This is a genomic window from Ruegeria sp. CDSB113 (assembly GCF_059611045.1).
In genome coordinates this window covers 179140-193421 of sequence record NZ_JBXWOU010000007.1, presented here as the reverse complement: position 1 = coordinate 193421, position 14282 = coordinate 179140, and the positions used below count along the sequence as shown (strand labels likewise).

Annotated in this window: 9 protein-coding genes; 5 read left to right on the top strand and 4 right to left on the bottom strand. The window is 54.9% G+C overall.

Translation table 11 applies throughout. The features are described 5' to 3' along the window. Positions 1-578: 578 nt before the first annotated feature. Together AC2FIS_RS14275 and AC2FIS_RS14270 are read right to left on the bottom strand one after the other, a co-directional pair. A complete protein-coding gene (locus tag AC2FIS_RS14275; RefSeq protein WP_496774009.1) occupies positions 579-8033 on the bottom strand; it encodes a hypothetical protein in 7455 nt (2484 codons plus the stop codon). 62 nt (positions 8034-8095) lie between these two features. Next, positions 8096-8602 (bottom strand): hypothetical protein, encoded by a 507-nt coding sequence (locus AC2FIS_RS14270; protein WP_496774007.1) that lies wholly within the window; start codon positions 8600-8602, stop codon positions 8096-8098. A gap of 328 nt (positions 8603-8930) precedes the next feature. Here AC2FIS_RS14270 and AC2FIS_RS14265 point away from each other — a divergent pair, with 328 nt between their 5' ends. Both AC2FIS_RS14265 and AC2FIS_RS14260 read left to right on the top strand, forming a co-directional pair. After that, positions 8931-9899: a winged helix-turn-helix domain-containing protein gene (locus AC2FIS_RS14265; protein ID WP_496774006.1), complete on the top strand. Its 969-nt coding sequence runs from the start codon at positions 8931-8933 to the stop codon at positions 9897-9899. 216 nt (positions 9900-10115) lie between these two features. Further along, on the top strand, positions 10116-10400 hold the full coding sequence (locus AC2FIS_RS14260) for a 3-keto-5-aminohexanoate cleavage protein (RefSeq protein ID WP_496774005.1): 285 nt from the start codon (positions 10116-10118) through the stop codon (positions 10398-10400). Here AC2FIS_RS14260 and AC2FIS_RS14255 read toward each other — a convergent pair. Beyond that, positions 10397-10534, bottom strand: a complete 138-nt coding sequence (locus tag AC2FIS_RS14255) for a hypothetical protein (RefSeq protein WP_496774025.1) — start codon at positions 10532-10534, stop codon at positions 10397-10399. The two genes, AC2FIS_RS14260 and AC2FIS_RS14255, sit on opposite strands and share 4 nt — an antisense overlap. A gap of 647 nt (positions 10535-11181) precedes the next feature. Here AC2FIS_RS14255 and AC2FIS_RS14250 point away from each other — a divergent pair. Then, on the top strand, positions 11182-11484 hold the full coding sequence (locus AC2FIS_RS14250; RefSeq protein WP_496774003.1) for an SH3 domain-containing protein: 303 nt from the start codon (positions 11182-11184) through the stop codon (positions 11482-11484). A gap of 303 nt (positions 11485-11787) precedes the next feature. Here AC2FIS_RS14250 and AC2FIS_RS14245 read toward each other — a convergent pair whose 3' ends face one another. Beyond that, a complete protein-coding gene (locus tag AC2FIS_RS14245; RefSeq protein ID WP_496774001.1) occupies positions 11788-12336 on the bottom strand; it encodes a Crp/Fnr family transcriptional regulator in 549 nt (182 codons plus the stop codon). A gap of 203 nt (positions 12337-12539) precedes the next feature. Between AC2FIS_RS14245 and AC2FIS_RS14240 the strand changes: the two genes are divergently transcribed. Then, a complete protein-coding gene (locus tag AC2FIS_RS14240; RefSeq protein ID WP_496774000.1) occupies positions 12540-13517 on the top strand; it encodes a SphA family protein in 978 nt (325 codons plus the stop codon). After that, entirely contained in the window at positions 13517-14281 is a 765-nt protein-coding gene (locus AC2FIS_RS14235; protein WP_496773999.1) for a hypothetical protein, read from the top strand. The genes AC2FIS_RS14240 and AC2FIS_RS14235 overlap by 1 nt, the downstream gene beginning before the upstream one ends. Position 14282 lies beyond the last annotated feature (1 nt).

The following is a 14282-nucleotide window of genomic DNA, read 5'->3' as shown; positions in this document are numbered from 1 at the left end:
GCATTGAACACAGTCTGCATAACCTTTCGCTGCAGTGTGCATGAAAGTCCGAAATCAATTGACTAAAAAGTTCAGTGTGAAATCAATGACGATTTCCAGAACTATCAACGAATGGGCGTCCTTGAGCCGGGGCAGAGACTTCGGATTAGGGGCCGACCACATGGGTATCTGAGAACCGTGTACACGGAGTGAGTAGGGGGCAGCCTTGCTGAGTTCGGGTTGGAGCGTGTTTCACTTTCGAGCGCGCTGTCATTGAAAGGGCCACTTTCGTCAAGTGTTTCCGTAGCCTGAACATCAGATAAGACACAGCTCTGACAAGCCATGAAAACCAGCATTGTTCCTCTGCTTAGGGCTGCAGCGAACGTTCTGCTGTCTCGTCGCATCATTCTAAGGTGGTTCGCGATGGGCCCAGAAAAGGACTACCATCTCCAGCCACTCTTGCTTCCTTTTTTGTTGAAGCCCTGAAGTTAGGACAGCTGGTCATGGTGCAAGAGCCGAACGCAAAGAGTGATTTAGCCCGTTTTGCGTTCGACCCCACCTGACCAACGACCTGTCTTCGAGGCAAATCCTATTCATCCTCAGAACATCCAACGTGCAGTAACCGACAAGTCACCTGTACGGGAGTTTTCTGAGAAGGTTCCGCCGCCTCGGACGGTGATCCGCGTATTTTCCTCTATCTGATAGTCCAGGCCAAGGCGAACTTCAGCGGCGTAGCGATCATAGTTGAACACATGCGCCATCTGCTCATCACCACTTAAGCCAATCAAACTGCCGTTAACCTGATTGCTTGGATCAGTCAGATTTACCGATAGCCCGGCAGAGGCGTATACTCGTCCGAGGTTACCGCCCTCTCCAAATAGACGGCCAAATTCCAGGGTTGGTCTCAGCACCACGTCAGTATCATCCGAGCTTTGAATGGCCCAATTCAGGGCGCCATCCCCAGATTCACTAAAGCCATCCTGGCGAGTGTGATACAGCCCCAATCCCATCCCCCAACGCAAATAGTTCGCTTTGAATTCCTGAAGATAAGTTACACGCGCATCAGCTGAGAAGCTGTGACTTGTCACATCTGAATTCGCTTCGTGACCCACCCCGCCGACGGTGTATTGACGCTGTTGATCAAGGTTCTGATGACCATATGCCGTTGAGAGGGAAAAAGTTAGCGGGCCGTTTTCATATTTAAGAATAGCTGCCGCAATGAACCTGTGACCATCTTGATCGAATCCAGATCCAGACAGCGTCACGTCTTCACCTTGAAGCAGCCCACCCAGGATCAACCCAGAGTCGACGATACGCTGTCCACCGGCAGTGAAGCCATACGTACTTTCGTCGACGGAAGCGCCTCCTCCTGCGTTTTCATAGTTGCTCACACTTCCAATAAAACCAACCCAGCCACAGTCCATTTCACGAAGGAAACCACCGGGGTTTTCTCGATTTAGGGAAGGGCAAGAGCGCAAGTTATTGTGCACGGTGTGGCTTGCTTGACGTGACGCGAACAGCGCGGCGCCTGTTTCGTCGACAATGTGGCCTGCAGAAATCGTTTCGAGTTCTTCCACACTTTCGGCGTTCAACAGTTCATTGAAGACTGTAGCAACTGCAGCCTGTACGTTTGATCCGCCGGCAGATCCGTCCGTCTCGGAATCAGTTGAACTGCCTGACCCTGTTGCGGCCGTATTGCCTTGCCCGAAGTAGTTGACAATGTTGGTTGTATTCTCATTTGTGCCAGAAGGCGCTGCGTTGATTGCATAGGTCAATTCGACGGCGTTTGTGTCCGAATAGGTCGTCCCGTCGATTGTGAAATCTTCGCCCGTAACGAGCGCGACATCATAGTCAACGAGCGCTGTGTCCGATACGGTCAGATCCTCTTCACTAAGGTCATCAGAAACCAAAACGAAAACTGATCCGCTGGTCCCATGTGAAACATTGTTGATCCCGGTCGCGTTTACCTTCACAGCCCCTTCAAGAGAGGTCACCTTATTGGCAATGATCACGTCGACATTTTCATCGTCGGAGGCCGTGTTCATTTCCAGATCTATCAAAAGCGAACCAGTGCTACCCTGTGCCAGCGCACCGCCTGAAATTGTCGACGTAAAGATCTGATCCGACCCTCCGGGCGACAAGGTACCCAGATTGTTCAGGGTACCGCCACCACTACCCAGATCGACAATGGACCCCATGTTGAACACCCCACCGGACTCGTTTTGAAACGTGCTGCCCGTCGCATTTTCGAACAGTTTGATCGAGCCGGAAACCGTTCCGTAGTTGGAAATGGTGATCGCGCCCTGGCCGTCGGTGCCAGTGCTGTCGTAATCGTCGCTGGAGACATCCGTATAGATCACATACACGTCGTCTTCGCGGCTTGTGTCGGTGAAATCTTTGTCTGCAATCGTACCGTAGTTGTTGATCAGATTGCTGTTGCCGTCATAGAGCGAAATCACATGAGCATTGCCATCACTGCCGGAGATTGAGCTGCCTTCTCCGACATTGATGGAGATCGTACCAGCACTGTCATATCCAGTTGATGCGGCCAGGATGGCCCGGCTGTACTCTCCTGCCACGTCAATGCTTGATCCGTTTGACAGGCTGATGTTCACATCGCCGGATTCGTAGGAGGCGTCACCGTCATAGGTGAAATAGTCGTCCAGGTCACTGACATCAGATGTTTCATAAGACCCACTGCTGGATTGTGCGAAGACTCCAAACGAATAGTCACCGGTCGAGATGACGTTTGCGCCGTCCAGTGCCACATCTACGTCACCGCTGTCGCCTTCGGCACCGTTTGAACCTGCGAAATAGAAGGACAGTGCGATACTGCCCGCTGTACCGCCGCCGCCACCAACAGATTGCGCCCAGATGCCCACCGCGTTTTCGCCAGAGATATTGATGTCGGCATCGGTGGATTGCACCGACACGTCACCCCCGTCACCCCCATTGCCTGCGTCGCCGTCATAGTTAAAGCCGATATCAATCGAAAAATTGGAACCAAAAAGGTCGTCAACGCCTGCTCCAAACGCGCCTTCGACATCTCCGGCATCACCGCCGCCGCCGCCAACCGACTGCGCCCAGATACCGTTGGCGCGCGTCCCACTTGTGGTGATATCGCCGGAGTTTACGACGTTTACGGAACCGCCATGCCCACCTGCGCCTGCGGTCCCACCAATCTCTACTTTAGTCTTGATCGATGCCCCGGTGCCCGTACCGCCGGACCCGCCACCGCCGCCAACGGACTGGGCATAGATCGCTGTTGAATCGACACCGTAGGTGGTGATTGTGTGGCTGTTACTTACATCCACCTGGCCGCCGTCCCCGGCCGCGCCGCCGTCCCCGCCGATCGAGACAGTCCAGTTGGTGAAATAGCTGCTGTAGTTCTGGTAAAGGGAATAGACCGTGTAAAAGCTTACACCGGTGTCCCAAACATCGCTGGCAATTTCTTCGGCGATATCGACCCAGGATGTTGACCCATCCGAAGACGACGAGCTGGTCGATCCGGATTCCCCGCCGGTCCCGCCGCCGCCGCCTACAGATTGCGCGAAAATGCCGACCGAGACGTCATTTGTTGTGACAATTCTACCCTCGTTGACAACATCAACCAAGCCACCGTCGCCGCCGCTACCGCCCGAACCACCAAGTTCGACACCAACCTCAAAGCTAATGTTGGTATAATCTTCTGCACTTGAAACAAAGGCTATTGAGGTCGCCTCGGCCGAACCGCCATCACCACCACCACCACCTACGGACTGCGCAAAGATGCCATCGCCGCTGGAGCCATGCGTATGGATCGAGCCGGAATTAGTTACGCTGACTATATCACCGTCATTTCCTGTTCCTCCCTCGCCACCGACTGCAAGAGAGAGCGAAACACCACCACTGTTCCCAGTGCCGGCGGTGTAATCCAGAACGTATGTCGTGGCGGAACCGCCATCGCCACCATCCCCGCCGATGCTTTGCGCATAGACGCCGGCAGCCCCATTTTTCAGAACTCTGATAGCGCCGTTGTTTGTGATATCCACCTCGGCACCGGCAGAGCCATCGCCACCTTCTCCGCCAACCGCAACCGAAACACCCAAGTCATATTCCGTTGTCGTCGAAATCCCAACCGCAGTGACGCTACCGCCGGTCCCTCCGGAACCACCAACGCTTTGCCCAAAAATGCCGTGGGCATAAATACCATCTGTGATGATCCAGTCATTGTTGACCACCTGCACTGCATCCGATGCAGCCCCTTCGGCACCGGAGCCGCCAACCGTTACTTTAATCGTCGCCGAGGATGTCGACAGGAAGTTGAAGTCAAACGTATATGCGGATCCGCCTGATCCACCGTTGCCGCCAATACTCTGAGCCAGAATGCCGTAGGCTTTCTCACCTGAGGTCGAAATTGCGCCGTTGCTTTCCACATAAACCGTACCGGCGGTGCCTCCGTCGCCGCCATCGCCACCGACTGCGACTTCGACATCACCCGATACACCACCGGTATCAATCGACAAAATGCCGCTCAGAAGATCCGCGCTGATCACCGAGCTGCCGTTGCCTCCGGCACCGCCGATGCTTTGCGCCAAAATTCCGTAGCCCAAGTCCTGCGACGTCGTAATTGACCCATAGTTATAGACGCTTGTGTCATCCGCAGTACCGCCTGCGCCGCCGCCAGCACCGATACCGACGCTGATAGCGTCAGCTGTAAAAGCAGACGTCGCGATGACGGTACCGCTGTTTCCGCCCTCACCGCCTTGGGAATTGGCATAGATGCCTACACTGTTGTCGCCGCTTACAGTCAGATTGCCATAGTTTTCGACGTAAACGGTGCTTGCGGCTCCGCCATCGCCGCCTTCACCACCCACTGCGGCATCCACTGTCCCATAAGACGCCACATCAAAAGCCATGACCGACCCTGATTTACCACCACTACCACCGCGGCTTTCGGCATAGATGGCGCTTCCGTTTGAGCCTGAAACAGTGATGTCGCCTGTGTTCTTGACGCTGACCGCCCCGGATGTATCTCCGTCCCCGGCAAAACCACCAACCGCAACTGCAACATCGGCGCCCGAAATTCCCGAACCGGAATAGGTGCTGCCAGAATTGCCGCCGCCGCCCGCGAGACTTTGCGCAAAAATGCCGTCGGAGTTTTCGCCTTTTGCGGTGATCTTGCCTGAGTTGGTCACGGACACGGCGTCTGAACTGCCGCCATCTCCGCCGTCTCCGCCCACAGAGACCGTTACCGATGCCGTCGACACAGTATCAAACGAAAAGGTCGTGCCGGAATTACCGCCGCCGCCGCCAACAGATTGGGCATAGATCGCCGTAGAGTTATCTTCGTCCGTTGCCACATCGCCCGAGTTGTTCACCGTGACCGCAGCGGCATCTCCACCGCTGCCGCCGGAGGCACCGGTCGCGACAGCGATGGAATCGACCGATGGTGAATTGACAGTGTAGATGCTGCTGGATTTGCCGCCGCTGCCGCCCGCTGACTGCGCATAAATGCCAAAGGAATGCGCCGATGACGTCGAAATATCGCCGGCTGAAGTTAAGCTGACCGCCCCGCCATCGCCGCCAGCACCACCGGACCCACCGGTCGAGACGGAAACCTCCCCAAAATCATACCCGACATCAACACTCACCAGCTGGCCTGCGTTGCCGCCGCCGCCGCCATAGCTTTGCGCAAAGATACCATCAGAATGCTCACCCGAAGTCGTGATATCCGCATGCGTTTCCACGGATACCGCATCTCCGTTACCGCCGCTGGAGGCATCTTCGGTAGACCCAACCGTTACCCCAACGCCAACACTTGCTGTAATGTTCGTGACACTGCCGGAATTGCCGCCGCCGCCGCCGCCGGACTGCGCCGAAATGCCCGCTGAGTACTCCTCGGTCGTGGTGATTGAGTACGCGGTATCATCCATATCAGAATACGTGACCGTACCGCCGTCACCGCCATCGCCGCCGGTCGAGCCCACAACAACGCTGACCTCTACGCCGATATCCATGGACGAGGCGCCCTTACCGCCACCGCCGCCGATGGACTGCAAATCGACACCGTCGGAATCTATGCCTGAAGTAGAAATATTTCCAAGAACATGCTCGACCGATACTGCACCAGAACTGCCGCCGTCACCGCCGGACCCACCGACACTGCTAAATAGACCATCTGTCGAATGCCCCACGCCACCGCCGCCACCGAGCGACTGAGCGATCACGCCTTCGGAATAGTCGCCCGTCGTCGTGAGGTCAGCGGCCAACGACACGGTAACTTCGCCACCATCTCCTCCGGTTCCGCCTGTGCCGCCGATTGACGCCACCCCTGTTCCGCCGCCGCTTTTGCCACCGCCGCCGCCAACAGATTGCGCGCTGATGGCTGCCGAGTAATCATTTGTCGTTGTGATTGTCGTGTCGTTGTCGCCCTCGACCGAAACGTCAACTGTACCGCCGTTGCCGCCAGCACTGCCATCGCCTCCGACAGATGAGATGGCGTCAGCCGAGCCGCCTTTGCCGCCGCCGCCGCCAATTGACTGCGCTTCGATGCCAACGGAATATGTCCCGGCCGTTTCGATGGTACTGCCGGATAGCACTGTGACCGTAACACTACCTCCATCGCCTGCACTTTCCGATGACGCGCCCCAAGCAACAAAGGTCCCACTGGAATCTCCGGCATCGCCTGAAAACCCGGCTACCGATTGTGCAAGAATGCCGCTGGACGTGGTTGTGTCATCGTCACCATCGTCATCGGAATCATCCCCATCGCCGGTCGTTGTTAGGGTCCCTCCGAAAGTGACGTTGACATCACCTGCATTGCCAGAGCCACTGGCCGATCCACCGTCGCCATCAAAAACGTCGGCGTTGCCGCTACCGCCGTCCCCACCGGCACCACCGTAGGATCGCGCAAGAATACCAATTGAATCTTCGCCAAGCGTTGTCAGCGTTGCGTCTTCGATTACGACCGTGACAGTTCCGCCATCTCCGCCCGAAGCACCATCGCCGCCATAGGCATCACCGAGGATGTTGGTCGCATCTCCACCGTCGCCGCCATCGCCGCCCCGGCTGATCACCTCGACAGCGTGCGCCAGTTGGCCGTCTGTCTCAACGATCAGTGTAGACCCTTCAGCTTGAGAAACATTCGCATCTCCAGCTCGGCCGCCGTATCCTCCGTCACCGGCATAGGCCGCAGAACCATTTTCGGCTTTACCCCCATCATTCCCGTCACCGCCAGAGCTGAGGACATAGATACCGGCTTGGTCCTCACCATTGACGTTGATATTGAGGTTCGCATTCAAATCTATAGTCAGTTCCGCCGCCGCGCCATCACCCCCATTGCCGCCATTGCCGCCCGTACTATTGGTGATCGTCAAGTAATTCTTGCCGTGACCGCCGGAACCACCTTTGCCCCCAGATGCCGTGACTTCCACGGCCGTAAAGCCGTCGCCGCTGACAGTACCTTCTACAATGGTTAGGCTTTGCGCTCCTTCAAGCGTGCCGCCATCACCACCATTGCCACCATTGCCGCTACTGGTGGCACTGGTCCTGTCCTCGCCCGAGTGACCTTTCCCGCCCGCGCCAGTGAATGACATGACAGGCGTATCGTCGCCCCCGCTGACTTCGATGGTGGAGTCGCTTCCGTCGTAATAGACAAGGATACCGTTGACGTCGTCGCCATCATCGCCGTGGCTGTTGCCTTCATCGCCGGTATTATCCACCCAGAACACATAAGTGCCTTCGTATTCGGACGAGTCGATATCGTTAAAGATGATTTCGCTGATATCGTCATCAAGGTCGGTAGCGTCAATGTTAGTTTCCAAAACATCGCCGGTACAAAAATACTCAGCGGACGAAGTATCGCTTGTGTCACAGGACGCCGCAGTGGTTGATGAGGCTGTTAATATCCAAATGCCCATCAGACCGACCGAAGCCAAAGGCAAGTTCAGATAGCCCGACGTTTTGAAGTGCGCGCCAACTCGGATCAAACCAGTTGCACTTTGCAACGCAGTTGTTGCCTTGAGAAGACTGACACATTCAAAGCGCGTAAGGCGCGTATTAAGTCTATTCATCAGGTTTTCCCAACAGCTTGCTTGGTGATTTTCGGATTGCGTCAAGGATTTCAGAATGACCATCACTGCCCTGCCTGTGAAACTGATCGCTGAACATTCGTTCTGATCACATCAGCTTCGCCATTTGCATTGCTGCTCGTCGCATTGATCGTGAGAGAATTGATTAAGTCGCCATCCAGGCCTTCGTTGAGCAGGATGCCGATGGCCGATTGGTGTGCAGCGTCGTTAACCGCCTCGGTGATCGGACCAAAATTGACGGTACTGGTTGGGGACGAGCTGGAGAAATCGGGGAGAAATTGAACAGCCCCGAAAATCCCAGTGGCTGCAGTCGGATTGACCGAACCTGTTTCGGTGACAGCCCGGTCCTCATCGTCAACACACACAACCTCAGAGTTCTGGGATTCTGAGACCACCTCGGCTGCTACCATCCCAACGGGCAATGTAGCGCAATACACAGCGACCAGAAACAGCGAGGGGGCAATTCTTGCGATCGTGCTGTTCCATTTCTCGACCCGACGACCAAGGACCACGTGATTTTTCACACGCCAACTCGATTTGCTACTATTCACCGTTCGATCCCCTGGGAACTCTTTTTATTGTTCTTCATTGGCGATTGAGTTTTTGAACCCAGGCCAGTGCTACCCGCAAAACCGGCTTGCCCCCAAAAAGCCGACGGGATCGAAGCCATACGCTGACATGTCGTGTATTTCCGCGACCACCTCTGCCTGCGCATGCCGAACTTTTGTCTGTGTGCCGGTCACACGCGAAGTAGCCTCACCTGTCTAGACAACAGACGGCGCGGAAATCTGCATCTGCAAATCCCATTTTCTTAACTTGAAGTTGAGTTTTGACTTGAAATCACACTTAAATTACACCTAATCCGCAAGGGACGACGGCGTGAGGTTGCATTTTATGGGCTTTGATCCCTCTTCGGTCAGCTATGGAAACTGGAGGTTCGATGTTAAGCGGAAGCTGCTTTACGTCGATGGCGAGGTCATGCGTATGCAGCGCGGTGTCCTGGCGCTGCTTCAATACCTGGTGCGCCGAGAAGGTGACGTGGTGACGAAAGAGGAACTTATCGAAACCGTTTGGAACGGCCGAGAGGTTTCCGATGCAGCGATGTACAACCGGGTCAGCGCGCTGCGCAAAGCACTTGCCGATGACAAAAAACCGGAACCATGTGTTCAATGGGAATACGGGCGGGGCCTGCGCTTTATGCGCCCCAGAGGCAACCGTTCTGAAAACGCACCAGCCGCGCTGGAGGCTCAGTCACCGGTGACGCTCACAGGCTACGGGATCCCTGCAGAAGAGTCGGGCTCTCTCGACTACACCAAGCGTTTTTTTGGGACTAGCCCGCTCAAAGACTGGCAGCATATTCTGGGAGTTTACAATACATTTTACCGAACGCCGTCCTGGCCTAACGTGATCAAAGTCGGGGTCACCGTTTTGAAAGAAGTAGGCGGTCAGGTTGCCGTTTGGACATCCGAACGGGGCGAAGATCGCAAAGTCGGTACAAGGCAGAGGGCGCGTTATGTGGGCTCTGCCGTATTTATTAACGGGCGTGTCTATGTGACAGAACAAAACGCTCATCCGCCACATTCCGTGTGCCTTTCCACTCTGGATGCACCTCATGCGTATAGGCCGGATATTATGACGGGGTTGATGCACGGCAGTTCCTGGCGATTGGGCGGTGCCCCGTACGCGACAAGAGTGGTATGGCGACGTTCTCCCGCCGAAATGGGCTTGCGGGCTGCGCTTGAGATGTCAGGCCCATACCCCGAAGACACCGAGCGGATCGAACCCGCAATCCTCAGAAGTATTGGCTCTGACTGCCTCACATTCCATGAACAAACGGGAGCTCTTTAGATGACCCTTTTGCTGAATTTCAGATAGTCGCATTCGTCCTTCGATTCCCGACATTGAGTGGGACGTTTGTGTACCGCAGTTGCTGCCTCGGAATTCAGGTGGATTGGATGGTTCTTGCTCCTATCGGTGCCGCAATGCGCCGAAGTGCAGGTGCCCAAGTCTGTGTTCGGCATCTACCTTGAAGTTTTGTCGCCCACTTCAAGGAAAACTGTACCCATGCCCGACAGAAAAAGACCATCATCACCTGTGCCGAAACCGGGGCAATTCACAAGCCAGGCGATTGAAGCCGCCGGGGCCGGTGCGTCGATCCTGTACCTTTATGCGCTCAACCCCGAGAGCCGGTCACCACCGGTCGAGCCAGATGATTTCGCGCCTTTCTTACCGCGCATCAAACAAGCCACGGACGTGTTTGCAAACCTATCGACCGAAAGCTTGCTAACACTGTCGGTTCAGGATCGGATCAATCCGGCAAAGACCTTCAGCCCTGAGATGTGTTCTTAGGGTGTAAGGCCGAGTGTCTTTAACCTGCGGGCGAAACTGCGGACTACTATGCAGTCGGTGAGATGCATGCGCAGCCGATCAAGATTGATGCAGAGATGCCGTTTGACGGTGGCGTCCTTGATTGTGCGGCTCATCCGCTCGACCTGACCGTTGGTCCACACTTGGCTGGGCTTTGTCAGCCTGTGTTCAATCCGGTTTTCATTGCAAATCAGGTCATTGAACATGGGACGATAATAGACCGTGTTCCGGGCTCGTGGCTGTTTGGAATACTGGATGCCATTTTCGGTCAAGATATTTTTTGGATGCCATGATTTTGAGTTGATTTGGTACGCCTGACGCAGCGCCAATGAATGGTCGTCAATCGTGTTGGGTCAGAATTGAACGATGCGATTCACTGATTTTTTCAGGTTTTAACTGTCGATTGAACTAAGGTTTTATGACGTCTCAAATATCTTGTTTAACGTCACACGAACCTAACCCAGTTGTCATTGATGGACCAGATATGCGGTGGGCGTTCGACATCAGGATGCACTCAAATTCAAACCTTATTTTAGCAACGAAATTAGGCGCAGAGCAGTGGATCCGTTGCTTGCAGATGAATTTGGCACCACGTTTTTGAGTTATCAGCCAGTCGTCACCATCGGAGCAAACCAGATCTCCAGCTCAGATGAGAATTTTGCATCAATGGCGGGTCAAGAAGTGTGTTTTCTGTTGTCTGGTAGTTCCGCTTGATGATCTGAGTCGCTACGATTGGAGTTGAGGCAACAGGCAGGTTAACGTGATGCGTAGTGCAATCTTTTTACCCTTAGCGGCATTTTTCATAGGCGTCATTGTCCAAACTGAAACTGCAGCAGCGGCATCTCTTGGACGATACAAGGTTTTTGGAGTTGAAGATGGAGACATGCTGAAATTGCGTGCAGGACCTGGAGTGGGTTTTAACGTGATCGTGGGTCTTCCAAATGGAACTGCTGTTCGAGTTCACAGTTGCGAGCAGACCGGTGGCACCCGGTGGTGCCGTGTTTCCTTGCAACGCGCGCGTGGGTTAAAGGGGTATGTCTCCTGGGCATATTTGCAAAAAATCTGAACCAATAGTGGTTAGCTCTGTCGTTTTTGGCGACACCCTAAATACGCTGATGGGAAACTTCCTTTCAGTCCAATTGGCGCTATCGTTTCAGGGGTTAACCAAGCTTAATTGCTACGAAAAGCGCCCTTACCAGATCGCAAGGTCCCCGCTCAGGCGGTACGTCGAATACCGCGGTAACAAGACTTCCCGAATGCTGCTTGCAGAGGTAGGTCTAGGCAAAAATGCGTGAATATTCGGCCCGGATTCCAACTGCTGCAATCGGCACATCACAAAAGTGAAAGAGCGCTCCTGTGCCTGGGACCATCATTGCGGAACGACCACAAGTGAGCCGTATTTTCGCTGAACCAACCCGTCGGCCTCCAGCTCTGCAACGAGCTTGGCGAAGGCACTTCGGGACAAGCGACAAATCTCAGCCAAATGCTGTTGGGTCAGGGGAATGGCGCAGGTCGGCGCAAACGCGTCGGATATCCTGGTCAGGATTGTAAGGCTGCGCAGTTTGGAATCCGCCAGCATAAGATCACGGGCAACGCGAATGGCAAGTGCGCCATTTGTGACGGCCAGTGTCCCAAGTGCACGCCATATCGGTTGGTCGTCCTGCTCTAATTGGATCAAAGCCTCGTACGGGACCCGCAGCAGTTGGCAATCTGTCAGAGCAATCGCGCCAATCTGTCGGGGCGAGCCGGTGATTGCCGCCGCCTCTCCAAACCAGGCACCGGGCCCGAACACATGGCCCAACACGATCCCGGATTGGCCATCGTCCAACTGAATTCCAACAGCGCCTGACACAACGGCAAATACGGATTGATCGTGATCTGAGAGTGCATAAATGCCCGCGCCACTTTCGACACTCACACTGCGACCTGAATTTACCAGGCTGTTAGCCAGACGTGTATCTATCGCACGTAGCCAGGGAGATGCCGCCATTAAGGCCGGAATCTCTTTTGTTCTGGATGGTTTCTGCATCAAATATCCAATTTAAGACAATCTCCGCACGCGTTTTGGATTATCATATATGAAAGCGTGCGAACAAGCGCTCTGTATCTGGGAGAGTGAATTTGAAGGCAACAGTAGTGGTATTTGCGTTGTCTGCTTCGGTGTTCTTGTCTGCGCAAAAGGTGCAAGCCGCAGAGGGAGGCATCGAGACCTATCTTCTTGGCAGCCGCGACAGCATGTCGGGCATCCTACCGCCTCCCGGAACATACCTAAATAATGATTTCGTGTATTTCAATGGCACCGCTCCCAGCATGGCTTCGGGCGGTGTGGTCGTGACGGACCCTGATGTCGAAGTGTTTACCTACAAGTTCAATTTCACTCATGTTTTTGACGCGCAGTGGGGCAATGCGCGATTGGGCCTCAATTTCAATTTGCCCTACGTTTCGGCAAACGGGCAGTATTCTGGCGACCTCAGCTCGGGCTTTTCCGGAACCCTCAACGATGACGGCGAACATGCCTTTGGTGATATCGTTCTTTCGCCTCTCTTCAACTGGAGCAAAGGCAAGCTACACACAACATTGGCCCTACAGTTCTTTCTGCCTACTGGCCACTATCAGACGACGCAAATCAACGTCGCAAACCGGTCGATTGACGCCCTGAATGCCGGGAAAAACCGATTTGCATTTGACCCAACCCTGTCGATGACCTGGTTCGACCCGACCACAGGATGGGAGTTTTCAGGATCGTTCGGCGTCACCTTCAGCGCCGAGAACGACGCTACCGACTATCAGACCGCGCCCGAGGCGCATTTTGAAGGCACGGTCATGCGGCATTTGCCCAACAAACTTGCCCTTGGGGTAACGGGATATGCCTACCATCAGATTGGCGATGACAGCGGCAGCGGGGCGGATGGGATCAAGCAATTGCTCGGGGCCGACAGCTTGCAGGCCAGCGTGTATGGGCTCGGCCCTATTGTTAGTTGGTCAACGCAGATCGGTCAGACGCCAGTGTCTATCAAGGCGAAATATATCAAGGAATTCGAAGCCAAACGTCGATTTGAAAGCGACAAGGTCTGGATGACCGTTGGGCTGGTGTTCTGATGAGGCGTATTCTGACTATTGCCCTGATGGCGGTCATTCCGGCCTCTGCGATTGCACAGCAGGACAGTCAGACATTGGCCAGCCAAGCCAGCGACCCGACCGCGTCCTTGATGTCGTTTCAACTGCAGAATTTCTATTCACCTTCTTTGCATAATGCGAACGGAGCACAGAACGTTACCCAGTTTCGCGCCGCCATTCCGTTTCAGTTGGGGGGGATCAATAATATTGCCCGCCTGACACTTCCCTCGGTTACGTATAACACAAATGGCGACACCGGGATCGGCGATGCCACCCTATTCAATCTGGCAGCCTTTGACCGTTCGTGGGGCCGTTACGGGGTCGGCGTAGTGGCCCTGCTGCCAACGGGCGCCGATGGTGTCAGCGCCGAAAAATGGGGGTTGGGGCCAGCGCTTGGTTTCGTGGCGCGGCCCGGGTGGGGGCTTGCAAGGCTATTCAATCAGAACATTCTGACTGTTGCCGGCGACAACACGCGACCGGACGTTAACATTTCGACTTTGCAACCCATCGCCAGCTACTCGCTTGGTCAGGGCTGGTCGGTCGGCACATCTGACATGACTGTCGTATACGATTGGGACCGATCAGAATTCACCAGCGTGCCGCTTGGGCTGAAAGTCTCGAAGCTGACCAAACTCGGCGGTGTCCCGGTTCTGTGGCAGCTGAGTTATGGGCGTAATTTCTATGATACCGGCACCGGGCCACAAGACACGATTGACCTGACAGCAAAGCCGTTGGTGCCGAAATGAC